Origin of the sequence: Rothia sp. CCM 9417 (assembly GCF_048513575.1) — a bacterium.
In the GTDB taxonomy this organism is placed as follows: domain Bacteria; phylum Actinomycetota; class Actinomycetes; order Actinomycetales; family Micrococcaceae; genus Rothia.
On sequence record NZ_JBLXXT010000001.1, the window covers coordinates 150083 to 172084 of the forward strand.

A 22002-nucleotide genomic window follows, 5' to 3' on the forward strand; every position below is an offset into this window, starting at 1 on the left:
TTAGCTGTGCATCCAACCTTCGATGATGCCCATACCGAAAAAGACCAGGAAGGCTGCCGAGACGATGTACATGATGGGGTGTACATCTTTACCGCGGCCCTGGACCAGGCGGATGAAGGTGAAGGCGATGAAGCCTGCACCGATACCGTCGGCAATGGAGTAGGTGAAAGGCATCATGATGATGGTCAGGAAGGCTGGGATACCCAGGCCCCAGTCGGTCCAATCAATGTGGATGGCCTGGCGGACCATGAGGAAGCCGACGACAACTAGCGCGGGTGCTACTGCTTCGAAAGGAACAATAGATACCAGCGGTGAGATGAAGACAGCCAGCAGGAAGAGCGCGCCGGTGACCATGTTGGCAAAGCCTGTACGGGCGCCTTCGCCGATGCCGGTTGCGGACTCCACAAAGATTTGGTGTGCGGAGCTCGATGAGCCACCACCGAGTACGGAGCCTGCCGCGTCTATGAGGAGCACCCGGTCGATGTTCTCAATCTTGCCGTCTTTATCTATGGTGCCGGCTTCAGTAGCCAGGCCTACCGAGGTTCCCATGACATCGAAGAAAACGGCGAGCAGGATGGCGAACATGAGCATGGTGGCGCCCAGGGTTCCTAGGGAGCTTGCGGAGAAAGCTCCGACCATGTCCACTGAGCCAATGAGGGAGAGGTCGGGGTGGCCTACCCACTGGGTAGGAATGCCAGGGATCATGAGTGACCAGCCGGTTGCTGAGTCAAGGGATGAGCCAGAGGGCGCTACTTTTTCTAGGATGATGGCCAGGATGGTTGAGGCAACTACACCGATGAGAATTGCGCCGCGCACGTTGCGAATGAAGAGGGCAATAGTTAGGAAGAGCCCAAAGAGGAAGACCAGGGTAGGCCAGCCGTTGAGGTGGCCGTCAGCACCGAAGGAGACGGGGACGGTGGTACCTGCGGCGTCGGGCATGCGGCGTACAATGCCGGCGTTGACCAGGCCAATGAGGGAGATGAAGAGGCCGATACCTACAACGATTGCGGTTTTAAGAGATTCGGGTACGGCGTCAAAGACTGCGCGGCGGAAGCCGGTAAGAACTAGGATTGCCATGACGATACCTGCCCAGACGACCAGGCCCATGATTTGGGGCCAGGTGAGGTTGGGGGTGGTGGCAATGGTTGATGCGAGTAGGGCGTTGACGCCCAGGCCGGCTGCCATGGCGAAGGGCTGTTTGGCCCACAGACCCATGACGATGGTGAGGATACCCGCGATAAGCGCGGTTGCGGCGGCAACTCGTTCAACGCCGAGGGTGCTGCCTGCGCCGTCCGGGGATAGCCCCAGGATGAGAGGGTTGAGGACTACGATGTAGGCCATGGCAAAGAAGGTGGCCAGGCCGCCTCGGAGTTCGGTGGCTAGGGTTGAGCCACGTTCGGTGATTTTGAAGAAGCTGTCGATAGCGCTGGTGGTTGCGGGTTTTTGAGCCGCGGTGTTCTCAGAAGACATTCGTGAAAATCCGTAGATACTCGTGTGGGTGTGTGCCCAGAAATGAGAGAGCGCCACCGTATCGGAGACTGTGGTAGCGCTCTAATGTACCTGTCTAGTCTACGCCTTTTACACTTTCTGAGGTATCCGGGGCTGGTTTTAATCTTGCGCAGGGGAGGGAGATGCCTGTGCCATAGTGCTTTTTACGGATGCCCTATAAGATAAGGTGTGCCTAACTACCATGAAAGGTTTACCCATGACTGATTCCGCTTACCCAGCTCTTGAGAGTTTAACTGTTCGTTCGCGCGCAGTTGTGACTACGGAGCGCCCGGCTCGGTATGCCAAGCAACTCGCTTCGCACATGGGGCATAAAATTCCGGTAGAGCAGATTGAGGGGGGCTACCGCCTAACTTTTAATCGTGACGGGAACTTCAGGGGGTATGGGGATCTTCTCGTGGGATCGGGGCAGGAGCAGGGTTGCCTGGTTCTTAAGGTGTACGCTGGGACTCCCGAGAAGTGCGAAGGTCTTGAAGGCGTTTTAGGTCGCCACCTGGAGCGGTTTGGTGAGCGTGAGGGGCTGGCGGTCAGTTTTACCCCTGAGAGCCTCCGCTGACAGATAGGTTCAGGGGTTTCACTGTGGGGCTTTGCCCGCTATCGCCTTTGGGATGTGTTGAGAGGCTGTCCCAGGGGGCTTGCGGGGGAGTGTATCTTGGAAGGGAACCTTTTTGATCCTGACCTGGAGGGCTATGGCTGAGAAAAATCCTGGTGACTTAGAGATGGCTCGTGACTTCCTGCGCCGGGCATCTGCTCAACTAGACCTTGATCCAGCGCTTATCAGCGAGCTAACCCCCCACTTACTTGGCTTGACCAAGAGGGTAGCGCACGGTGTGGTTCGTCCCGCTGCACCCCTGGCGGCTTTTTTGGTGGGCTATGCTGCAGCTCAAGCCGGTTCTGGTCAGGCTGGCGCTCTATCAACACCCGATGCGATAGCCCAAGCGCTTATGGCTATCGCCGGTATCGACGATGTGGTGGAGCAAGCTGATGGGCAGGCTTAACCGTAGCCTTGCGGCAACCCGCTATGTCTTGGGTGAAGATGGTAGCTTCACATCTAGTCGTCGAACTGAGTCGCTGACCCCCGAGGAGCCCCTAGAAATCCGTCTGGATGGGCGTGTTATCACCACCACCATGCGCACGCCGGGGCATGACCTTGAGCTGGCACATGGGTTTTTACATTCTGAGGGCATTATTCGCGGTGCAGAGGACATCAGGGCTGCCCGGTACTGTGCCGGGGCTACCGGTCCAGATGGCGCTAATACCTATAACGTGCTGGATCTGACCAGTGCAGGCGCAGTCCTCGCTCCGGGCTTGGAACATGTGCGGCTGACCGTGACGAACTCAGCCTGCGGGGTGTGTGGTTCTACTTCTATTGAGTCGATTATGGGTAAGGCCAACAGGTCGATTGCGCCTGCGGCTTTGACTCCACAGCAGATACTGGATTTTCCCCAGCAGCTCCGGGAGCGGCAGGTGCTTTTTGGTAAAACCGGGGGAATTCATGGGGCGGCTGTTTTTGATTCACAGGGCAGTATGCTCGTTGCGCGCGAAGATATTGGCCGCCATAACGCTGTGGATAAGGTTATTGGCTATCTGCTTTTAAAGGGGGGGTTGGGGGAGCCAGAATCTGGGCAGAATATGAATGTGCCCGGCAAGACCCTTGTGGTTAGTTCCCGGGCTTCTTTTGAGCTGGTGCAGAAGGCTGTTTTAGCTGGTTTTTCTGCCTTAGTGGCGGTCTCTGCGCCGTCTTCATTAGCTGTTGATCTTGCCCGCCAAGCGGGCTTGACCCTCATTGCTTTCACTCGGGATAATCGCTTTACTCTCTATGCGGGGCATATAGCAGAACATAGCAGGTGAGATTCTCTGATCCCGTGTGCTCAGGGGGCTAGAATGATGCTATGGCTAAAGTGTTGAGGCAAAAGAGTAGTTCCTTGTCGGGGGCCGAGGGCGCTAACCCCACGGCCTTTGATAACCCTAAGGTAGGTCATCGAGTAAAGGTGGCGGCAGGTCCTGGGGGAGTTATCCACGCAATGCAGCATGCCATTCCTGCGCGGGGTCTCTTGCCTTTGCTGACTATGAATAAGCCCGGGGGCGTAGATTGCCCAGGCTGTGCTTGGCCTGAGCCCTATCAGAATGACATGAATCTTGTGGAGTTCTGCGAAAACGGTGCTAAGGCTATTGCGGAGGAGACCACTGCTGATCGGGCGGGGGCTGATTTTTGGGCACGCTACTCAGTGACAGAGCTACGAACTAAGACGGATTTCTGGTTGGGTAAGCAGGGGCGTATCACCGAACCTCTTCTCTATGACCGTTCCAGCGGTGATGACCACTACCGCCCCGTCTCCTGGGAGAAAGCCTTTGCCCTGATCGCTGAGCAACTCCAGCGCACTGACCCTCAAAAAGCGGTTTTTTATACGTCCGGTCGGGCCTCCAACGAGGCCGCCTATGCTTTCCAACTACTGGCCCGACGCTTGGGATCAAATAATCTCCCAGACTGCGGTAATCTCTGCCACGAATCAACGGGGGTAGCCCTTAAAGAGGTAGCGGGTCTGGGCAAGGGGTCCATCACCATGAGCGACCTTGAAACCACCGACCTGCTGATTTCTGTGGGGCAGAACCCCGGCACCAACCACCCGCGTTCGCTCACTAGCTTTAAGAAAATGAAGGAAAACGGCGGCAAGATGGTGGTGCTCAACCCCATGCCTGAAACCGGGTTGATGGCCTTTCGGGAGCCTCAGTCACCTATGGGTATGGTGGTTCCAGAGAAACTAGCCGATGAGTACCTGCAGGTACGTCTTGATGGTGACCGCGCCTTCTTCCAACAGCTCAATAAGGAGCTGATTCTGCGTGATGCCCTGGACCATGTTTTTATCGACAAGTTCACCAGCGGCTTTGAGCAGCTCAAGGAGCATCTGCTGAGCCTTGATGATGCCGAGCTTGAAGTTGGCTCAGGCATTTCTGCCGCTCAGGTGGCTCGGGTTGCTGACATGGTGGAGCGGGCCGAGAGCGCTATTGTTTCGTGGACGCTCGGCGTTACTCAGCACCGCGAGTCGGTAGGCACCCTGCGTGAGATCATGAACTTCCTCTTCCTGACCGGTAATATCGGTAAGCCGGGCGCCGGTAGCGCACCCTTTAGGGGCCATTCCAATGTCCAGGGCAACCGGACGGTAGGTATCTGGGAGAAGATGCCTGAGCCCTTCTTGGCAGCAGTTGAAGAGCACTTCGGTTTTCCCGTTCCCCGTGAGCATGGTTTAGATACCGTTAAGGCGCTACGCCAGATGCGTGATGGTGGTAACCGGTTCTTTATGTCTCTGGGTGGAAACCTGGTGCGTGTTGCCTCCGATACCGCTGCCTGTGAGAAGGCCATGAGTAGCCAGGAGATGACGGTCCACCTCTCCACCAAGCCCAACGGGTCACATGCTTGGCCCGGGGAAAAAGCCCTGATTCTGCCGGTCCGTGCTCGAACCGATGAGGATATCCAGGCCAGTGGCCCTCAGAAAGTTACCGTGGAGAATTCCTTTGGGGTTGTTTCAGCCTCCGTCGGTAAGCGTAAGGCCAACAATGACCTGAACCTGAAATCTGAGGTAGATATCATCTGCTCGGTGGGGCGCGAAACTTTTGGGGATGACTTCTGGCAGCCCATGATTGATAACTACGCTCTGATCCGTGATGCGATTGAGGCCACTGTGCCTGGTTTTGAGAACTACAATGAGCGCATAGAGAAGCCCGGGGGCTTCTACCTGCCTAATGGCCCGCGTGAGCGTGTTTTCAATACTGAGAACGGTAAGGCTTTGTTAACGGTGAACGAGACAAACGTGCTGGATCTTCCTGCCGGTCACCTTTTGCTATCAACAGTGCGCTCTCACGACCAGTTCAATTCCACCATTTACGGGCTTGACGATCGTTATCGGGGTGTTCGTCAGGGCCGCCGAGTTGTCTTTATGCACAGGGATGATATTGCTCAGCTGGGCCTGCAGGATGGCAGCCTGGTCGATATTGTTTCTGTCTGGGAGGACGGGGAGCGCCGCGCCCCTAACTTCCGCGTCATTGAGTATGATCACGCGCGCGGTTGTTGCTCTGTTTATCTTCCTGAGGGGAATGTTTTGGTCCCGCTGGATTCAGCAGCTAAAGGTTCCAATACGCCGGTTTATAAGTCTGTGCTGGTGCGCCTTGAGTCTCTAGGGCGGCAAGCAGAGGTATAGCGAGTTGGGGAGGGGGCAGACCGCTAGGTCTGCCCCTTTTCCTTTTAAAGTTCTGCTGACCGGGGTCTAGAAAATATGCGCCCCGGAATGTGATGCCCCGACTTTACTGGCATTCTTTATGCCATTTTTATGACTCTGACTAGCGCTTATGTTTCTTTTACCCCTTTTGGGGGACGGGTGCTGGGTCCTCACCCTGAGCTCCTGGCTTACTTGTCAGTTTTCGCCCGGGATTTCTGTCCCACATTATGGTGACAAAGCCTGAATGGGGGCAAAACCCTGCTTTTGACAAGCACCGATACTGGGATAATGGTTCTAAATAAAGAAGAGGGAATCGCACCTAAGAAAGATCTACCTATGTCAACCGCACTTATGACATCTACTCGTCGGGGCAAGATAATAAATCCACGAAAGCGTAAATTTCTGATTCAATTTCTGCTTTATCTATCCCCCGTCATCCTCCTAACCACTATTTTTCCGCTAGTCACCCCGCAAATTTCTGAGGTGACCCTGGGCGGTGTAGCCCTCACACAGGTGATTCTGGCAGTCTCCATTACTGTGCCCTGGATGTCCCAGAGCATCTGCCTGCCCGTCTATAAAGCTATGGACGACCTGCTGGGGGAGCGTGATCTGGAGGCTTGCACCAAAAGGTTCGCCGAATATTGGGTCTCAACCTGCCTGGCAGTAGTGCCCGCGCTCATCCTTTTCGCTCTTCCCTTTTACTTTGCTCTGCACTGGAACCTGACCGTTCTGATGGCTTTCCTGCTCCTGGGTTTCTTAAACGTCATGTTTGGGCAGCTTCTGGTTGTGGCTAATCTGCCCACCGATAGCCGTAAGGCCTGGGGCTTCTCCTGGCTGGCCTACGCCCTTGCCCTGCTGATCGCCCCCAAGATCTGGTTCCTCCCCCCTCTCATGGGTATTTTGGTCATGCTCTTTGTAATTCGCGATTACATTGGCTACCTGAGCCTCTTCAAACGGCTTTACTACCCTGTTGTTGCACGCGAGATGCTCCGTGGCTTCCTCATTGGTACCGTCCTTTGGGCAGATAAGTACATCTTCTTTATCTCCCAGGGTGGCGAACTGCAGGTTGTCACCATCTACATGGGTCTTATCCCTGCTGTTGTTGCCTATAACTATTTCTTCGCTGCTGAGGCAAAACAGGTTGACCGTGCTGTGGCAAAGCTGCGTGAGGCTATCCAGACCAGAGGTTATAGCCAGGTTCAGAGCTACTCGAAGAAGGTGGAACGCCGAGTTCTGCAGGCTACACAGCGCACCCTGCTGATGGCTGGTATCTGCTCTGTCTTCGTTGCAGTCTTCATGTTCTTCTACCTGCCAGACTCGGTTATCTTGGCTTTTAGCATCATCATGTCTTCGTGGATGTTCCTGGCTGTTGCTATCTACAGCTACCAGGTTGATTACTTGGGGTCCCATCTGATTCCTCAGGTCTTAGGTCTGGCACATTTGATTTTGTGCATGCTTGCTTTCGCCCTTATCCCGAATACCAATGGCTACTTCATCATCATGGCTGGTGAGGTCGTGCTTGTCACGATTGCCTACATAGCCTTCCGCAAGACCTGGAAACTTCCTGCCTACGACCTTTTCTGGCGGCACGCTGTCACCTGGTAGTTCTCTCCCCCCCTATTGATCGCTCTTCCCCAAATTGCACCTTTTAGACATTTGAAGATAGGCACCATGACTGTAGAAAACACCTACAAAGAACTTCTTAAGCCTGATTCCGGCGCGCATTACACTGACCCGAACTACCCTGATGTTGATGTGGCTATTACGATGGAGTCCACCTACCCCTATCTCAAGGGTGGGGTTTCGGCGGTTGTCCACGACATTATTACCAGCAACCCAGATCTGACGTTCGGCATCATTCACATTGCCTGGGACAGAGATTCCCCCATGAAGGACCTCTACGGGGTCCCAGAGAACGTACTCTGGGTTAAGACCATTTTCTTGAGCTTCGACGAGCACCGGGAGTCCTATTCTGATTCCGCCAAGAAGCTAGACCTGAATGCCCAGGAGCGGATTGCGGCTTCGCACGAACTCTTCGATGCCCTGTATGCGCTCACAGAAGAAGCCGATGTTAATCCTCTGTGGCGGGTCTATGACCGCATGTTCTCAGAGAAAACCCGGGAGTTTCCCGGGTGGGGGCTTCTTGGTAGCAAGGAATTTATGGAGGTGCTCTTTGAACGCCTCCCGCTCGATAACATGAGCTTTTCCGATGCTTTCTGGCTAATCCGTACCTTCTTTTCTCTTGCTTATGCGCTCCTGCATGAGCGTCTTCCCTACGCTAGGGTTTACCACGCACACACCACAGGGTACGCATCTCTCATCGGTGCTGCCGGGGCACGAGATAATGGGAGCAGCTTCCTGCTAACGGAACATAACCTCTACGTCCGTGACACCGTGAACACTCTCTTGGACCGGAATATGTCCTTCCCCGTGACTGTCCAGGATCCCGACGTTTTTGATGTTACCCCCGAAGAGCGCGCCTGGATGCTGTGGTGGATTCAGATGGGTCGTTTCTGCTACCCCAGCGCGGATCTGATTACCTACCTTTACCCCAAGGCCATTGACGAGGCTCAGGGGCTTCATGGCATCCGTGAACGCTCCATTATCTTGCCCAACGGCATGCTGATTTCTGATGTCAATGAGGCTTACGCACTCCGTCGCCATGCCCGTGAAACGATTATTCAAGAGGGCACAAACCACCTTTGGAAGTTCGTCTTTATTGCCCGTGTTGTTCCTATTAAGGGCCTGATCGACCTGATTGAGACGGTGGCGATTCTCCGTGATGAAGGCTTCAAGCTTCACATTGACTGCCTGGGCCCCACCGAACATCTTCCGTCCTATTATGAGAAGTGCCGTGAGGCTATCGCGGAGCGCGGCCTTGAAGACTACTTCACCTTCCACGGAACCGTTAATGTCCGTGAAAAGCTGGGTCTCTTTGATGCGCTGGTCATGCCCAGCTACAACGAGGGCCAGCCTATCGTTGCTTTGGAAGCGATGAGTGCTTCAATCCCCGTGATTGGTTCGGATGTGGGTGGTATGTCCCAGCTGATTGATGATGTTCTTGTCTCTGAGGATGGCTCACACGTTGAGCGTTGCGGAATTCTTACCCAGGCCGGTGACCCGCAAGGTTTCGCAGATGCACTCAAGCGGATTATGAATAGCCCGGACTTCTACGAGCAGCTATGTCTCAACGCTCGTGAACGCGTACTGCAGTTCTTCCAGCTTCACGATGTGATGGACCGTTATAACTACATCTATCGCAAGCTGGGCAAGTTGGATTATAAGCCTGGCCAAGAACACACTTCGCTGGCGGGTGTCCCCAGCGCGGTTGTTGCCGAAGGTGACCAGAACATAGATTACATTGAGGCCAATAGCTAGGAGGTGGCATGACTACGGTCAGTCGAGGATTATGGGTACGCTACGGAGGCGACCCAATTACCCGCGAACAGGTTGAATTTGCAGCTCAACATTACGCGGTGGCCTTGGTCCAACCGGGGGAGAGGGAGGCTGCACGGCAGCTCAAAGAGCTCAACCCTAATATCATCGTACTGGCCTATAAGTGCCTATCTTCAGCTCGTAGGTATGAAGAGAGCGCACCTTACACCTCCGGTGTTTCGTATTCTGAAGCTGAGGCTCAGGGGTGGTTTGCTCGTCGCCTCAACGGTGACAAGATCGAGTGGAACGGTTACTGGGGGCACTACCAGATGCGAGTTTGGGATGCCTCCTACCGGAGCCGTTGGACTCAGAACGTGGTGGAGGAGATTGCGGATTCCCCCTTTGATGGTGTTCTTGCAGATAACGATATCTACGGGGATTACTACGGTTTGAACTTCCCCCTTGAGGGCGCAGAAAGCATCGAGGTAGTCCACCGTGGCCTTGACGCGCTGATCTCAGAGGCCGGTGAGGCCCTGAACGCGCGCGGCAAAATCCTGGTTCCGAACATTGCTGAGTCCCGCAGGGATGAGGGTAAGTGGGAGCGCCATAGCGCCTACGGCGGCGGTTTTGAAGAGGTCTTCTTGGGCTGGGGGCCGAACGAGTTTTTGGATGCCAATAGCTCGGTGGCTCAGATTAAGCAGATGATGCCTAGCCCCCAGGCCAACCTTCGGAACTTCATGCAGGGGGAGCAGGCGCAGGGTGAGGGAAGGTTAACCCTGTTGCGGGCTTCCACCGATGGAGACCTGCAGCACCCCAACTTTCTGATGGCTCTTGCGGCTTTCTGGATTTTTGGTGGTGGTCAGTGGTCGGCGGTGACTGCCGGTGCCCATGATGCCCACAATGACACCCCCTGGGTTGAAGAGCTAGCCTGGGATCTTGGCCAACCGACCGGCCCCATTGAGGGTGCACTGGGTATTTATGGGCGTAGCTTTGAGAAAGGCTGGGCGGCGGTTAACCTTACTGATCAGGTGAGCCCTGCGCTGAACTTTCCCGGTAGTGGACATGCTAACGGTACGATTTCTATCCCGCCGCACCAGGGTATGTTGGTTCAGGCCCAAGACGATGGTGGCCTGATTATTGCCCGGCGTTTTGATCTGCAGTAGGGGCGCGCTTCTAGCCGTAGACCGGGAAGTTGTGGTGGCCTGCGTGAACAAGGAGCTGGGTGCGGGTGGCTACGCCCATCTTGTCGTAAATGCGGGATAGTGCATTTTTGACGGTTGAGAGTGAGTAGTGGAGTTCTTCTGCTATCTCTTGATTGGTTTTACCCAGGCAGACTAGCTTGACGATGCCCTGTTCGGTTTCTGTGAGTTCGCTCCAGGGGTCCCCCTGGGGCGGTTCTGTCATATTCATGGAGATCACCAGGCTGGCTAGTGCCCGGCGGTCGATGATGGCGCGCCCCTCAATAGCTGCGGTGATGGCCTGTTTGATTTCTCGTGGCCGGGAGTTCTTGAGCAGGTAGCCGTCTACCCCGGCTTGGAGGGCTTTGCGGACGTAGTCGTAGCTATCAAAGGTTGTGATGGCGATAATTTTGGTGTCGGGGTAGGTGGCAAGGATCTGGCTGGTAGCTTGGATACCGTCCAGGCCGGGCATGTGTAGGTCCATGAGGAAGACCTGGGGGCGAGTGTTGGTTGCCAGTTCTATGGCTTCTTGCCCGTTGGTGGCTGTGCCTGCCAGGTGTAGGTCTTCTTGGCTCTCGATGTAGAGGCTGAGCAGTTCGAGAATTTCGGGGACGTCGTCGGCTACGGCCACGGTTGTTGTCTTCATGCTGGGCCTTTCTTAGTCAGTAACCAGGGGTAGGTTGATGGTTAGCCGCCAGGTCTGGCCCTCTACTCCGTAGTTGATGGTTCCGCCCAGCCGGCGGATGCGTTCTTGGATCCCGACTAGCCCGTAGCCGGTGCTGGGCGAACGCTTTTTCTTGCCGGTGATAGCCGGTAGGGGGTTGCTGGTGGCGATGGTGATACCGGTCAGGTTAGGGCGGGCTGTCACCTTTATAGTGCTGCCGGGCGCAGCATATTTTTCGGCGTTAAAGCGAATCTCTTCAATAACCTTGTGCAGGGTGGGGCGTACGCCTTCGGGAATCTCTGTGCTGGCTAGGTCGATGTGAGCATCCACCGTGAAGCCCTTGCTGGTCAGGCGGGCAATGGCCTGGTTGATGGATTCTTCAAGGTTGATGGTGACCGGGGATACCTCTGGGAGTGCCGTGATGCTGTGGTCTGCCCTGGTTGCTTGAATGAGTAGGCGCATATCGGCTAGGGCCCTATGGGTTTTTTCTTGAATTGTTGTGAGTGCGGTGTCTTTAGCATCCAGGGTGGGGGCGTTGAGTGCCTGGTTGGTGCTGAGCCCAATGATGCTGATCTGCCGGGCTATGGTGTCGTGGAGTTCGCGGGCCAGTGCTCTGTTGGCTTCTGCTACCTGTTCTTGGAGTTGCTTGTATTTGCGGTCGCTGGCTGTTTTCTGTTCCCAGGCTAGGCGCAGGCTAAAAGGGAGGCCGAAGAAGATAAAGAAGAGCGAAATGGCGACGATTATTGTGTAGACCAGGCTACCAACCATGAAGCCATTGGAGAGAGCGATGCAGAGTGAGATTGCCAGGGCTAGTACCTGCCGGGAGCTTGCCAGGAGTACTGCTAAGGGAAAACCAAACATACCCAGGAGAAAAAAGAGTTCGGATACCTGGTTATATAAGGTATAGGCGGTGAGGGTGAGGAAGCAAAAGACGTAGGCTGTGGGTAGAGCCTTGGATGAAATGCTGAGAGTGAGAGCCAGAAGTATGAGAACACAGCAAGTGCGTAAGAGGGCATACTCCGCTGGGGCGGTGAAAGCTAAGAAGGTTTCGACAGCTAGGAGGGCCCCCATGATGATGAGGGCTATACGTTTGGCTCTGGGCGGGAGCTGAACCTCTGGGAGGTGCCTACCGGTTTCTAAAAGACTGTGCATCAGTAATGGGCGGGACAAGGTGTTTACGCTTTCCAGCACCAGGGGAAGAGTCTAGAAATTCCCTGCTCGCACCTGATAGCTTCTGGGTCATTTGAGCTAGATACTAGAAGCCCCTGAGCGGGTGGCTCTGTGGCTGAGGCTGTGGTGGGGGTGGTGAAGGTGCTGGTCAGGGTGAGCAGGGCCAGAGCTAGGTATTTCATTGGTACTTTCTTTTTAGGTTACGTCTATCACCAGGTAATTCTATGGAGGCCCTGGTGTCAAGGAGGGCAGGTGATAGTACAACCCTTATTCGTGTTCCCTTGGTTGTCTGTTGCTCTGAATTTTTGGCGGGGCGAATACCTAGAGCTTGAGTGCTTTATCTAGGTTGGTAATCACCATAGCCGAGGGGAACTGGTATTTTTTGTCTACGTTTTTGTAGTCGGGTAGTTTGGCGTGGGATTCCATTTCTCCGGTGGTGAGGTTGTAGCGGTAGAAGTCTGTATCGCGCCCAAAGCGGGGAATGGAGTGGAAGAGGTAGGGGCCTTCAAATGCAATCAAACCGGGGGACTCAGTTTCGATGTCGTAACCTTGGAGCGTGAGTATCTTGGTGTTGTGGGCCGTTTTGAGATCAGTCCGTACAAGGTCGCCGCTTCCAGAGATCCAGTACAACCCTCCCTGGTAGATATGTCTATAAATCAGCTCACTGTTCCACATTTCATCTGTGCTACGAATTGCCCAGTCACCGTTGATATCACGTTTATCGAATATTCCGGTTCGGGTGTCATAGGAAACTAGGCTAGAGCCATCAAAATCATCAGGCCCACCCCCGTAGGGGTCTGTCACCTCTGGTTTGTAATTGTCAATGATGTAGTAGAGAACTCCATCGGCGCAGTCTAAGGAGTTTCCTGTGCTGTAGCGGTGTTCGTGTTCTATGGTGGCAACAGGATCAGGTTTAAAATCGGGGTAGAGTTGCAAGATTTGTTGAGGGGCGTTAGCAGCGCCGTAGTCGCTGGTATTGGAGGTCAGGTAGGGATTGCTCCAGCCCCAGACGCTACCGTCTTCGCATTGGGCCGCGTAGCCAATATAGTGTTCGAGTGGGTGGACGGTGCGCTTGTTGCCCTGGGTAACGATAATATCCCAGAGATAGCCTGAGCCGTCATCTTCGCTTCCTTGGTTTGCTAGGGCAACCATGCCTCCTCCCCGGTCTTGGGGGATACTGAACATGAGCGGAATACGGGGTGCTTGGTGGTCCTGGTGTTCAGCGGTGGTGAGGCCCTTGGGGGTGAGAGCGTAATCGGTTTGGTAGTCGGCGTAATAGAGGGTCTGGTCTCGGTAAGTGAGCCTGGAGTGCTCCATGCCATCGGTGGCGACATCTGTCCAGGTCTTGGTGTCTGGGTTGTAGAAGAGGATGCTACCGCCGGGGTTATTCTCAAGCCCTCCGGCTGAGCGGTAGTCGGTTGACATGGAGTAGGCGATGACGCTGTTGGCTAGTTGCTCTTCGGGTGGGGTGGTGCTGATTTGTTGGTTGCTGTGGGTGCAGGCAGTAAGAAGGAGGAGGGCGGCGGCTAGCGATGCGGTAGATGACTTTTTCATGGCTGTACCTTGTAGAGGTGGTGGTGCGTGGGCACCTTAATCTAGGTGCCCACGCACTGTTGACGAGAAATGCGGAGTCTAGGAGCGGGTCTCGTACCAGGTGGTCCAGTGGGATTTAGCAATATCTGCCGGGTAGACTCCGGGGCCACCGTTAGAGTCTAAATCTACGTTGGGATCTGTTGATTTATAAGCCGCCCAGACCAGTTGGGAGCAGTTATACCTACCGCGCCTTACCCATAGCTACTTTTCTTGCTCATCCACCTGAGTTGAGGTCTGCTTACCCTGCCTGAGAGGAGCTGGCAGTTTCGTGTGGAAAGGTATTGGTGCTGTAGCTTCGGGACTCATCTGCAACCCGCTGGGCGGCTTGCTCCAGGGTGAGGCCCTGCTCCTGGGCATACTCCTGAAGCCCCTCCAACATCTCAGCGCGGATAGCCTGGTCGTTGGCCTCTGCTCCTACCGAGGTAACAATATAATCAAGGTTCTGCTCAAAGGTGGTTTCTGCCCCTGCTGGTGCTATCCTCGACAAGCAGGTGAGGGTAAGTGCGGTCAGGGCAAATAAGCCGATAGCTTTCTTCTTGAAGGCTGGCATGAGAGTCATCTCCTAGGGGAGTGCTGCAGTTTTCGGGTTACAGAAAAGAGATAGTTTCTGTAATCTGGAATATACTCCTTTGATTATGAGATTCAATACATTGTGTGAAACATAGTACTTAAGTCCTGACTTTTCAGATCCCTCTTGATGTTCTGCCCACATGCGAGCAAGGACAGTAAGGAGTGTGTCTTGAAAACTTCGACAAGGGCAGTCGCTCAGTGCTCACACTTTAGTACATATGTCCTCCTGAAAAGCGCTCAAGCTGAATTGACAGCTTATAAGGTTAACCTAACCCAGCCCCCAGCGGTAGACTAATGGGTAATTGTGAAAAACGTCCTCAGCCGGTCAAGTCCACAGCCACCGGCGCCGAAAGGAAAACCCGTGTCCTCAGCCCCCCGCGCCCTCCGTGTTGCCGTCATCGGCGCAGGCCCCGCCGGTATCTATGCCGCCGACATCCTCACCAAGTCCGAAGAAGTCCGCTCAGGCGATGTCCCCGTAGCCATCGACATCTTCGACCGCTACCCGGCCCCCTTCGGCCTGATCCGCTACGGCGTAGCCCCCGACCACCCCCGCATCAAGGGCATTATCAAAGCCCTGCACAAGGTACTAGACCGCGGCGACATCCGCTTCTTTGGCAACGTAGACTACGGCACCGACGTGACCCTGGCAGACCTAGGCAAGCACTACGACGCCATCATTTTCGCCACCGGTGCCATCAAGGATGCTTCCCTGAACATCCCCGGTGTTGAGCTGGATGGCTCCTACGGTGCCTCCGACTTCGTCTGCTGGTACGACGGCCACCCCGACTACCCCCGCACCTGGCCCCTAGAAGCCAAAGAAATCGCTGTGCTCGGTAACGGCAACGTGGCTTTGGACGTTGCCCGCGTGCTCTCCAAGCACGCCGACGACCTGCTGGTTACCGAAATCCCCGACAACGTCTATCAGGGCCTTAAAGCCTCACCCGTCACCGACGTTCACGTCTTTGGTCGCCGCGGCCCCGCCCAGATCAAATTCACCCCCCTGGAACTGCGCGAACTAGCCCACTCCCGCGATGTAGACATCGTGCTCTACGAAGAAGACTTCCAGTTCGATGACGCCTCCCGCCAAGCCATGGAAACTAACGCCCAGACCAAGGTCATGATGAAGACCCTCAAGGGCTGGCTAGAGGAGCAGAAGGAAAACCCCGGCACCGCCTCCCGCCGCCTGCACCTGCACTTTTTGCAGGCACCTTCAGAGATCCTGGGTGAGGACGGTAGGGTCACCGGTATTCGTATGGAACGCACCCAGCTCAACGGCAACGGTGGTGTCACCGGCACCGGCGAGTTCATCGACTACCCAGTCCAGGCCGTCTACCGCGCCATCGGCTACTTCGGCTCAGAACTACCCGAGGTAGGCTACGACTCCGAACGCGGCGTAATCACCAACCGAGAGGGTCGCGTCATTGACGACAGCGATGTGCCCGTCCCCGGCCTCTACGCCACCGGCTGGATTAAGCGCGGCCCGGTTGGCCTGATCGGCTCCACCAAGTCCGACGCCCTCGAAACCGTCACCCACCTGCTTGAGGACCGCGAGAACCTTTATACTGCAGAAGCTACAGACCCCGCCGACATTGAGAACTTCCTCAAGGGCAAGGGCATCCGCTACACCACCTGGGAAGGCTGGCACCGCCTGGACGACCACGAAAAGGCCCTGGGTGCAGCGGCAACCGATGCCGCCGGTGAGCCTCGCGCCCGCATTAAGGTGGTAGACCGCGAAGAAATGACCGCCATCTCTCGCGCAGAGTAAAACCGGGTGTGCCCTCTCCAATCAGTTCCCTTGGCCCCTGGAGAGGGCACCCCTAGGCCTTCGCTATCAAGAGGGTCTAGCCCCAAAGACACGCCCGGAGGATATTTTGTGGCTACTTCAGCCCTGAGCAGGTAACAGTACCTAAGATAAACCTTGTGCTACGTTCTTCCCGAATCAACCCTCAGCGCAGTGTTTTTTACGGTTTCCTCTCTGTAATCCTGATGGGCACTGTTCTCCTGCTCCTGCCTATCTCCCACCTGGACCCTTCTTCCACCAGGGTCATTGATAATCTTTTCACCGCTGTATCAGCAACCTGCGTGACCGGACTTTCAACCGTGGATACCCCCAACTACTGGTCAAACACGGGTTTAGTCATCATCCTGATCTTGATTCAGGTCGGCGGCCTGGGGGTTATGACCCTGGCAACGGCTATTGGTGCATCACTCCAGGGCAGGCATCTAGCATTCAGCGCCAAGCTCAGAGCCTCTGCAGAAGTGCGAGGCAACGGCCTCTTCAACATGCGCAAAGCCGTGCTTGGCATCGTTAAAACATCCCTGCTTTTTGAAGCCTGCGGTGCCCTTGCCCTGACCCTACGCTTTCACTGGGGTTACGATATGCCCCTAGGGCAGGCAACCTGGTACGGAGTCTTTCACGCGGTATCCGCTTTCAATAACGCAGGCTTTGCCCTCTACTCCGATAGCTTGATGGGTTTTAACCATGACCCCTTCATTCTTCTACCCATTAGCTTTCTGATTATCCTGGGTGGCCTGGGGTTTCCCGTGCTCATGCAACTACGCCGTTACGGCTCTAACAGGCGGCTGTGGCGTATGGGAACCAAGCTTGTTATCTATGGGACGCTTCTGCTTCTGAGCTTAGGCACCCTTGGGTTCGCTATCCTGGAATGGAACAACCCGGGCACTTTAGGCCCTATGAGTGCCTCCCAAAAAATTCTCAATAGCTTCGCTCAATCTGTTTCTACCCGAACAGCAGGCTTTAGCAACCTGGATATAGCCCAGTTCCACCCGGCAACAACCATGTTCGTTGACCTATGGATGTTCATCGGGGGAGGGCCAGCAGGAACAGCGGGCGGCATCAAAATTACAACCTTCGGTGTGCTTTTCTTTTTGATGCTTGCGGAAATCCGTGGCCAGGGGGCAGTAAACATCTTCGGTAAGCGTCTATCACGTTCGGTTCATCGTGAAGCAACCACGGTGCTCCTGTTAGGTTGTGCTTTTGTCTTTATCAGTATTTTTGCCCTGGCGCTCATCACAGATTTTACCAGCGACCAGCTCACCTTTGAAGCTATCTCCGCTTTCGCTACGGTGGGCCTGAGCACCGGGATCACCCCCATGATGCCAGATGCCGGCAAGGTTATTCTGATCGTTCTTATGGTCATAGGCCGGGTGGGTCCAGTTACCGCAGCTGCCGCCTTCGCCTACCGCCGTAAACCCGTCAACTATGAGTTCCCCAAAGAAAGGCCCATCATTGGTTAGCAAGAAGAAACTCTCCTTTTTTAGCCCAGAGCTGGTCAGCGAGCGTAAATCGGTAGCTGTCATAGGTCTGGGGCGTTTTGGCCAGTCGGTAGCCTTAGAACTTATGGAAGACGGTGCCGAGGTACTGGGTATTGATAGTGACCCCGGCGTTGTTCAGCAGTTGAACGGCCGGCTCAGTCACGTTGTGCGAGCCGATGCAACCCAAGAAGAAGCCCTAGAGCAGCTCGACATCTTAGATTTTGATCGAATTGTTGTGGCTATTGGCAACCACCTGGAATCCAGTATTTTGGTCACTTCTTACTTAATCCGGCAAGGGGTCAAAAATATCTGGGCCAAGGCCGTCTCAGATCAGCACGGTATTATTCTGCAGCAGCTAGGGGTAGAAAAAGTCGTTTTCCCCGAACGTGACATGGGTAAACGCGTTGCCCACCTGCTCCAGGGGAGCCTGAAAGAATACATCCAAATTGATAGCAACTGCGTAGCGGTTTTATCTGCAGCTCCACAAGGCTTTGTCGGTAAAGAGATCTATACCAGGTCCCTGCTTAAGGAGCACGGGATCGCAGTTACTGCCGTCAGAGACTCAAAAGGAACCTGGCACCATTTACCCGATAATTTCCCGGTTGAGTCCAACGACACGATCCTTTTTTCTGGGACGCCCCAGGCCGTTGAACAGTTCGCTCGGAACTATCTGCAGTAAAAGGTTCACCACTAGCCCTCAAGGAGCACCCTGTGCAGGTGGGGGTTGAGGAAGATCCCCCGGGGGTCCAGCTTGGCGCGCAACTCTACAAAGTCCTTGAAGTGCGGGTAGAGCTCGGCTAAATCGTGAGCGCTCTGGCTGTGGAACTGCCCCCAGTGGGGGCGGCCCCCGTGCGCCTTGAAGATAGCCTCTAGGGGGCTAAAAAGCTCAGCCTGGGGTTGCCGCCAATAAGAGCGCGCGGAAACATAGAAAGTCTCACGCCCATAAGCCGGGGAGAGCCAGATATCGTCAGCGGCCGATGTGCTTATGACGAGCGGGTAAGAGCTCTGTGCGGGGCTTCCCTTACAGTGGGCGCGGATATCAGACATGAGCTCGTTGAACTGGGATATATCGAAGGCATATTCCATAGTGCTGTGCCGCACGGTACGGTGAACGGTGAATACGCGGGCAGAGTAGTCTGCGTAGCGCCGGTTGCCCTTGCCCCAGTTAGAGACCTTGTTCAGGGCAGGCTGGAGGGCAGGAGCCTTAGCGCCCAGGTAGCTGAGGGCAGAGAACATCCCGTTATTGAGCAGGTGGTCCCCGCCGTAGCGGCGGGCCTGGCTGACCGCTGCACTCGCAGGCATGTAGCCCTCGGTCAGCAGCGCCAGGCGGGTGAGCCTGCGGGTGCGAACCTCAGCGGAGCCGGGGAACCAGCTGAACTCGTAGTGATCGGATCCGTGTGCGCGTTCGGTAAAGCTATGCACAATGTCGGTGTAGGAGTGGCCGCGTTCTACCGCATGCAGGCGGAATTGGGGAACCACCGCGAAGGTAATTTCTACGATGATGCCCAGGGCACCCAGACCGCAGAGGGCTGCCTTAAAGAGTTCTGGATTCTCCTGTACTGAGCAGGTGATGAGCTGACCTGAGGCCCCTACCAGTTTGAGTTCGGTTACCTGGGTAGCAAAAATACCGTAATCTACACCGGTGCCGTGGAAACCCGTTGAGATAGCACCGGCCAGGGTCTGCTCATCGAGCCTGCCCAGGTTGCTGAAAGCAAGATTGTAATAACCCAAGATTTGATTGGCTTCGCGCACCGTGGTTCCTGAGCGAAAGGTGGCGGTAAGGCCCTCGGCGTCTACCCGCGTGAGGCCTGTGAGGTAGTCAAGTTCAAGTAGAGCATCGGTGGGCTGGGCTATAGCGGATGAACTGCGCCCCCGGCCTACTACCTTGAGGCGCTGGCCGGTTGCACCTGCATGCTCGATACATTCCTGCAGTTCGAGTATGGAACGGGGTCGGAACAGGCCGGTGGCCTGGGCCTCGTGCTGGCGGGCCCAAGTGCTCCAGGCCAGAGTGCTGTTTTGCGGGGTATCTGCCATGGTTTTCCTCTTATCTTGCTTCCTAGTGCATATCTTCGCACGATTAGTCAGGCTCTTACTAGCTGTTTGCTGAGTCTTTGCAGGGGCGGTTATCAGCAATGGTGAAAGGAGCGGGTAACCTGCCCGACCTGTCCCTGTCATGATGTGAAATAGGGGGATAAATGTGAGCGCACCCACTAAACTTTAAGTAGGACCCCAGCAGGGCTACCGGTAGACCGGCTGGCAGAGCGGGGTCGTCGTGAATCTAAGGAGATGACCATGACCGAACGCGAACTCACCTTCGGCGAAAAAGCAGTAGCCAGCCGTGACAACCTATCAGAAGTCGCCCAGGCTTCCGGGGAGATTATTGTAGGCATCGATGGCTCAGAGCAGAGCTATGGTGCCCTTCGCTGGGCGGTCCATGAGGCCGAAATTCGCAAGGTGCCGGTCCGAATGGTTACCGCCTACTCTCTGCCCGTCTTTACCGGTACCGGCTTTGACGCGGGTTATTCCATGGTCGATGAGCAGGCCCTGACCGATGGTGTCGCTCAGATCCTTGACGAGGCCCACTCCCGTGTTGGCGACACCAGCGTAGAACTGCGTGCCACCGTAGAAACCGGCGATGCCACCGCTGTCCTGCTTGAGCTCTCCAAGAAAGCCGAACTGATGGTGGTTGGCTCACGTTCACACGGAGGCTTCCTGGGTCGCCTGCTGGGTACCGTTTCAACCTCCCTTCCCGCTCATTCGCACTGCCCCACTATTGCTGTGCCCCAGTCTTACGCCGAGAAGATTGAGGGCGACCCTGAGATTCTGGGCCGTGGCCGTTCTATCGTGGTGGGCTCTGATGGCTCCGATGAAGCCCGCCTAGCTATGATGCAGGCGGCTGACGAAGCCTCGCGCCGCGGAGTCAAGCTGACCCTGGTCAATGCCCTGGCCCCCTACACCGGTGCACTGAACTGGGTGCCCGCCGCCGTTGACTTTGAGGCACTTTACCGCGAAATCGCTGATCTTCAGCGTAAGGCTGCCGAGTGGATTCGTGGCTACTTCCCCCAGCTTGAAATTGAGTTCAAGCTGATTGACGGTTCGCCCGTTCAGGTTCTGCTTGAAGCTGGTAAGGCTGCCGACATGATCGTTGTAGGTACCCGTGGACGCGGCGGTATCGCCGGCATGATTCTGGGTTCAACCTCCCAGGGCATCCTGCACAACACTCAGGTTCCGGTCATGATTGTTCCGGAGATTGACGATCCTCGCATTAAGGAAGCCCCTGACGCAGGTATTAGCTGGGGTTAAGAACAGCCGCTAACTTCTGGTTAGAACCCCCGGTAGGGGAGTAAGCTAGAGGTAGAAAAGGCAGGACAGCTCCCGCCGTAGCGTTTTCCGCAGTGAAGATGCTCCGACGGCGCTGTTCTGCCGTCTTTTTTAAAAAAGTTGAAAATTTTTTGTGCCCCCTATTGGAAATACCAGAATATGCCTTTGACAAGTTGTTTTAGGTGCTTTGGGGATTTGATTTCACTCATTTTTGTGTCGGAGAACACCGGTTTTTTAGCTCCGATAAGGGGTTTTGAGGGTTTCTCGATTTGCACGCCTTTTAGAAGTCGCGTAATGTATTACTTGTTCGAGCGACGGGCCAAGGGAACGAGGCCCGGAGCGAGTAGCGAACTAGCCCCTATCGTCTAGCGGCCTAGGACGCCGCCCTTTCACGGCGGTAACACGGGTTCAAATCCCGTTGGGGGTACTGTGAAACTTCGGTTTCACGGCCATGTTAGAATTTCGGTTCTAGCCTATGGCCCCGTAGCGCAGTTGGTTAGCGCGCCGGCCTGTCACGCCGGAGGTCGCGGGTTCAAGTCCCGTCGGGGTCGCTCCGACCGCGTAATTCTCACTTGTGGGGAAGGCGCGGTTGTGGCATATCTAAGGTATGCCTGGCTCTGTAGCTCAGTTGGTAGAGCGTGCGACTGAAAATCGTAAGGTCACCGGATCGACGCCGGTCGGAGCCACGAAATCCACTCTCTAGGCTTCTACGTGAGAGTGGATTTTTTACTTTAACCTTTAGCGCCCTATCTTCCTTGCGGAAGGTGGGGCGCTTTTGTGTGCCCTGGGGGGTTGCGCTTCTTGGTCTGTCTTTCTGCTCTGTTGCATATCGAAAAACGATATGTCACACTTTAAGCATATTGAAAAACGATATGTTTCTGTGTGGAAAGGAGAGCAGCCGGCAATGCCACCCCTTGAAGAACACCGCGTGACATGCCATTTGGATTGTTTGCTCTTGGACAGAGGAATGAGCTTGGTTGAACTCTCAGAAAAGGTGGGGGTTTCTGTGGCTAACCTATCGATTCTTAAAAATAACCGGGCACGGGCGGTGCGGTTTTCCACACTGACTGCTCTCTGCCAGGTGTTGGACTGCGCCCCGGGTGACCTCTTTACAATCGACGAGGAAAGGAACTAG

Annotated in this window: 19 protein-coding genes and 3 tRNA genes; 15 read left to right on the forward strand and 7 right to left on the reverse strand. The window is 55.3% G+C overall.

Annotated features, from left to right (window positions below):
- On the reverse strand, positions 1 to 1470 hold the full coding sequence (locus ACN082_RS00685) for an NCS2 family permease (protein WP_419098932.1): 1470 nt from the start codon (positions 1468 to 1470) through the stop codon (positions 1 to 3).
- Between the two features lie 235 nt (positions 1471 to 1705).
- Between ACN082_RS00685 and ACN082_RS00690 the strand changes: the two genes are divergently transcribed.
- The 7 genes from ACN082_RS00690 to ACN082_RS00720 all read left to right on the forward strand — a co-directional run bounded on the left by ACN082_RS00690 (position 1706) and on the right by ACN082_RS00720 (position 10258).
- The gene (locus ACN082_RS00690; protein ID WP_419098933.1) at positions 1706 to 2062 is read left to right on the forward strand and encodes a DUF2218 domain-containing protein; all 357 of its coding nucleotides are present in this window, start codon (positions 1706 to 1708) and stop codon (positions 2060 to 2062) included.
- 133 nt (positions 2063 to 2195) lie between these two features.
- Positions 2196 to 2504: a DUF6457 domain-containing protein gene (locus ACN082_RS00695; protein ID WP_419098934.1), complete on the forward strand. Its 309-nt coding sequence runs from the start codon at positions 2196 to 2198 to the stop codon at positions 2502 to 2504.
- Positions 2491 to 3357, forward strand: coding sequence for a formate dehydrogenase accessory sulfurtransferase FdhD (gene fdhD / locus ACN082_RS00700; RefSeq protein ID WP_419098935.1), 867 nt, complete (start codon positions 2491 to 2493; stop codon positions 3355 to 3357). Before ACN082_RS00695 ends, fdhD begins: the two co-directional genes overlap by 14 nt.
- Before the next feature lie 41 nt (positions 3358 to 3398).
- Positions 3399 to 5702 (forward strand): FdhF/YdeP family oxidoreductase, encoded by a 2304-nt coding sequence (locus tag ACN082_RS00705; protein WP_419098936.1) that lies wholly within the window; start codon positions 3399 to 3401, stop codon positions 5700 to 5702.
- 354 nt (positions 5703 to 6056) lie between these two features.
- Positions 6057 to 7325 carry a hypothetical protein gene (locus ACN082_RS00710; RefSeq protein WP_419098937.1) on the forward strand — a complete coding sequence of 423 codons (1269 nt, stop codon included), beginning with the start codon at positions 6057 to 6059 and terminating at the stop codon, positions 7323 to 7325.
- Between the two features lie 66 nt (positions 7326 to 7391).
- A complete protein-coding gene (gene pelF, locus ACN082_RS00715; RefSeq protein ID WP_419098938.1) occupies positions 7392 to 9098 on the forward strand; it encodes a GT4 family glycosyltransferase PelF in 1707 nt (568 codons plus the stop codon).
- Between the two features lie 8 nt (positions 9099 to 9106).
- Complete coding sequence (locus tag ACN082_RS00720) at positions 9107 to 10258, forward strand: putative glycoside hydrolase (protein ID WP_419098939.1); 1152 nt, start codon at positions 9107 to 9109, stop codon at positions 10256 to 10258.
- A gap of 10 nt (positions 10259 to 10268) precedes the next feature.
- On the opposite strand, the gene ACN082_RS00725 is transcribed toward ACN082_RS00720, so the two are convergent.
- The 5 genes from ACN082_RS00725 to ACN082_RS00745 all read right to left on the reverse strand — a co-directional run bounded on the left by ACN082_RS00725 (position 10269) and on the right by ACN082_RS00745 (position 14250).
- Positions 10269 to 10919 (reverse strand): response regulator transcription factor, encoded by a 651-nt coding sequence (locus tag ACN082_RS00725; protein ID WP_419098940.1) that lies wholly within the window; start codon positions 10917 to 10919, stop codon positions 10269 to 10271.
- A 12-nt stretch (positions 10920 to 10931) separates the two neighbouring features.
- Positions 10932 to 12107 carry a sensor histidine kinase gene (locus ACN082_RS00730; RefSeq protein ID WP_419098941.1) on the reverse strand — a complete coding sequence of 392 codons (1176 nt, stop codon included), beginning with the start codon at positions 12105 to 12107 and terminating at the stop codon, positions 10932 to 10934.
- Between the two features lie 5 nt (positions 12108 to 12112).
- Positions 12113 to 12289, reverse strand: a complete 177-nt coding sequence (locus tag ACN082_RS00735; RefSeq protein WP_419098942.1) for a hypothetical protein — start codon at positions 12287 to 12289, stop codon at positions 12113 to 12115.
- Between the two features lie 139 nt (positions 12290 to 12428).
- Entirely contained in the window at positions 12429 to 13661 is a 1233-nt protein-coding gene (locus ACN082_RS00740; protein ID WP_419098943.1) for a hypothetical protein, read from the reverse strand.
- Positions 13662 to 13938: 277 nt separating this feature from the next.
- Positions 13939 to 14250, reverse strand: a complete 312-nt coding sequence (locus tag ACN082_RS00745; RefSeq protein WP_419098944.1) for a hypothetical protein — start codon at positions 14248 to 14250, stop codon at positions 13939 to 13941.
- A gap of 381 nt (positions 14251 to 14631) precedes the next feature.
- Here ACN082_RS00745 and ACN082_RS00750 point away from each other — a divergent pair, with 381 nt between their 5' ends.
- From ACN082_RS00750 to ACN082_RS00760, 3 genes are all read left to right on the forward strand, one after another.
- Positions 14632 to 16035: an FAD-dependent oxidoreductase gene (locus ACN082_RS00750; protein ID WP_419098945.1), complete on the forward strand. Its 1404-nt coding sequence runs from the start codon at positions 14632 to 14634 to the stop codon at positions 16033 to 16035.
- Positions 16036 to 16190: 155 nt separating this feature from the next.
- The gene (locus ACN082_RS00755; protein ID WP_419098946.1) at positions 16191 to 17528 is read left to right on the forward strand and encodes a TrkH family potassium uptake protein; all 1338 of its coding nucleotides are present in this window, start codon (positions 16191 to 16193) and stop codon (positions 17526 to 17528) included.
- Positions 17521 to 18225 carry a potassium channel family protein gene (locus ACN082_RS00760; RefSeq protein ID WP_419098947.1) on the forward strand — a complete coding sequence of 235 codons (705 nt, stop codon included), beginning with the start codon at positions 17521 to 17523 and terminating at the stop codon, positions 18223 to 18225. The genes ACN082_RS00755 and ACN082_RS00760 overlap by 8 nt, the downstream gene beginning before the upstream one ends.
- Positions 18226 to 18236: 11 nt before the next feature.
- Here the strand turns inward: ACN082_RS00760 and ACN082_RS00765 are convergent, their stop codons facing one another.
- Complete coding sequence (locus ACN082_RS00765; protein ID WP_419098948.1) at positions 18237 to 19580, reverse strand: D-arabinono-1,4-lactone oxidase; 1344 nt, start codon at positions 19578 to 19580, stop codon at positions 18237 to 18239.
- A gap of 258 nt (positions 19581 to 19838) precedes the next feature.
- Between ACN082_RS00765 and ACN082_RS00770 the strand changes: the two genes are divergently transcribed.
- The 5 genes from ACN082_RS00770 to ACN082_RS00790 all read left to right on the forward strand — a co-directional run bounded on the left by ACN082_RS00770 (position 19839) and on the right by ACN082_RS00790 (position 22002).
- Entirely contained in the window at positions 19839 to 20849 is a 1011-nt protein-coding gene (locus ACN082_RS00770) for a universal stress protein (RefSeq protein ID WP_419098949.1), read from the forward strand.
- Between the two features lie 372 nt (positions 20850 to 21221).
- Positions 21222 to 21294, forward strand: a tRNA-Glu gene (locus ACN082_RS00775).
- 50 nt (positions 21295 to 21344) lie between these two features.
- A tRNA-Asp gene (locus ACN082_RS00780) sits at positions 21345 to 21418 on the forward strand.
- A 62-nt stretch (positions 21419 to 21480) separates the two neighbouring features.
- Positions 21481 to 21553, forward strand: a tRNA-Phe gene (locus ACN082_RS00785).
- Between the two features lie 218 nt (positions 21554 to 21771).
- Positions 21772 to 22002 carry a helix-turn-helix domain-containing protein gene (locus ACN082_RS00790; protein WP_419098950.1) on the forward strand — a complete coding sequence of 77 codons (231 nt, stop codon included), beginning with the start codon at positions 21772 to 21774 and terminating at the stop codon, positions 22000 to 22002.

Coding starts and splice junctions, on each gene's coding strand:
- ACN082_RS00695 (WP_419098934.1), top strand. CDS start 2,196: ATGGCTGAGAAAAATCCTGGTGACTTAGAGATGGCTCGTGACTTCCTG.
- ACN082_RS00690 (WP_419098933.1), top strand. CDS start 1,706: ATGACTGATTCCGCTTACCCAGCTCTTGAGAGTTTAACTGTTCGTTCG.
- ACN082_RS00770 (WP_419098949.1), top strand. CDS start 19,839: ATGACCGAACGCGAACTCACCTTCGGCGAAAAAGCAGTAGCCAGCCGT.
- ACN082_RS00790 (WP_419098950.1), top strand. CDS start 21,772: ATGCCACCCCTTGAAGAACACCGCGTGACATGCCATTTGGATTGTTTG.
- ACN082_RS00720 (WP_419098939.1), top strand. CDS start 9,107: ATGACTACGGTCAGTCGAGGATTATGGGTACGCTACGGAGGCGACCCA.
- pelF (WP_419098938.1), top strand. CDS start 7,392: ATGACTGTAGAAAACACCTACAAAGAACTTCTTAAGCCTGATTCCGGC.
- ACN082_RS00710 (WP_419098937.1), top strand. CDS start 6,057: ATGTCAACCGCACTTATGACATCTACTCGTCGGGGCAAGATAATAAAT.
- ACN082_RS00725 (WP_419098940.1), bottom strand. CDS start 10,919: ATGAAGACAACAACCGTGGCCGTAGCCGACGACGTCCCCGAAATTCTC.
- ACN082_RS00705 (WP_419098936.1), top strand. CDS start 3,399: ATGGCTAAAGTGTTGAGGCAAAAGAGTAGTTCCTTGTCGGGGGCCGAG.
- ACN082_RS00765 (WP_419098948.1), bottom strand. CDS start 19,580: ATGGCAGATACCCCGCAAAACAGCACTCTGGCCTGGAGCACTTGGGCC.
- ACN082_RS00685 (WP_419098932.1), bottom strand. CDS start 1,470: ATGTCTTCTGAGAACACCGCGGCTCAAAAACCCGCAACCACCAGCGCT.
- ACN082_RS00740 (WP_419098943.1), bottom strand. CDS start 13,661: ATGAAAAAGTCATCTACCGCATCGCTAGCCGCCGCCCTCCTCCTTCTT.
- fdhD (WP_419098935.1), top strand. CDS start 2,491: ATGGGCAGGCTTAACCGTAGCCTTGCGGCAACCCGCTATGTCTTGGGT.
- ACN082_RS00745 (WP_419098944.1), bottom strand. CDS start 14,250: ATGCCAGCCTTCAAGAAGAAAGCTATCGGCTTATTTGCCCTGACCGCA.
- ACN082_RS00735 (WP_419098942.1), bottom strand. CDS start 12,289: ATGAAATACCTAGCTCTGGCCCTGCTCACCCTGACCAGCACCTTCACC.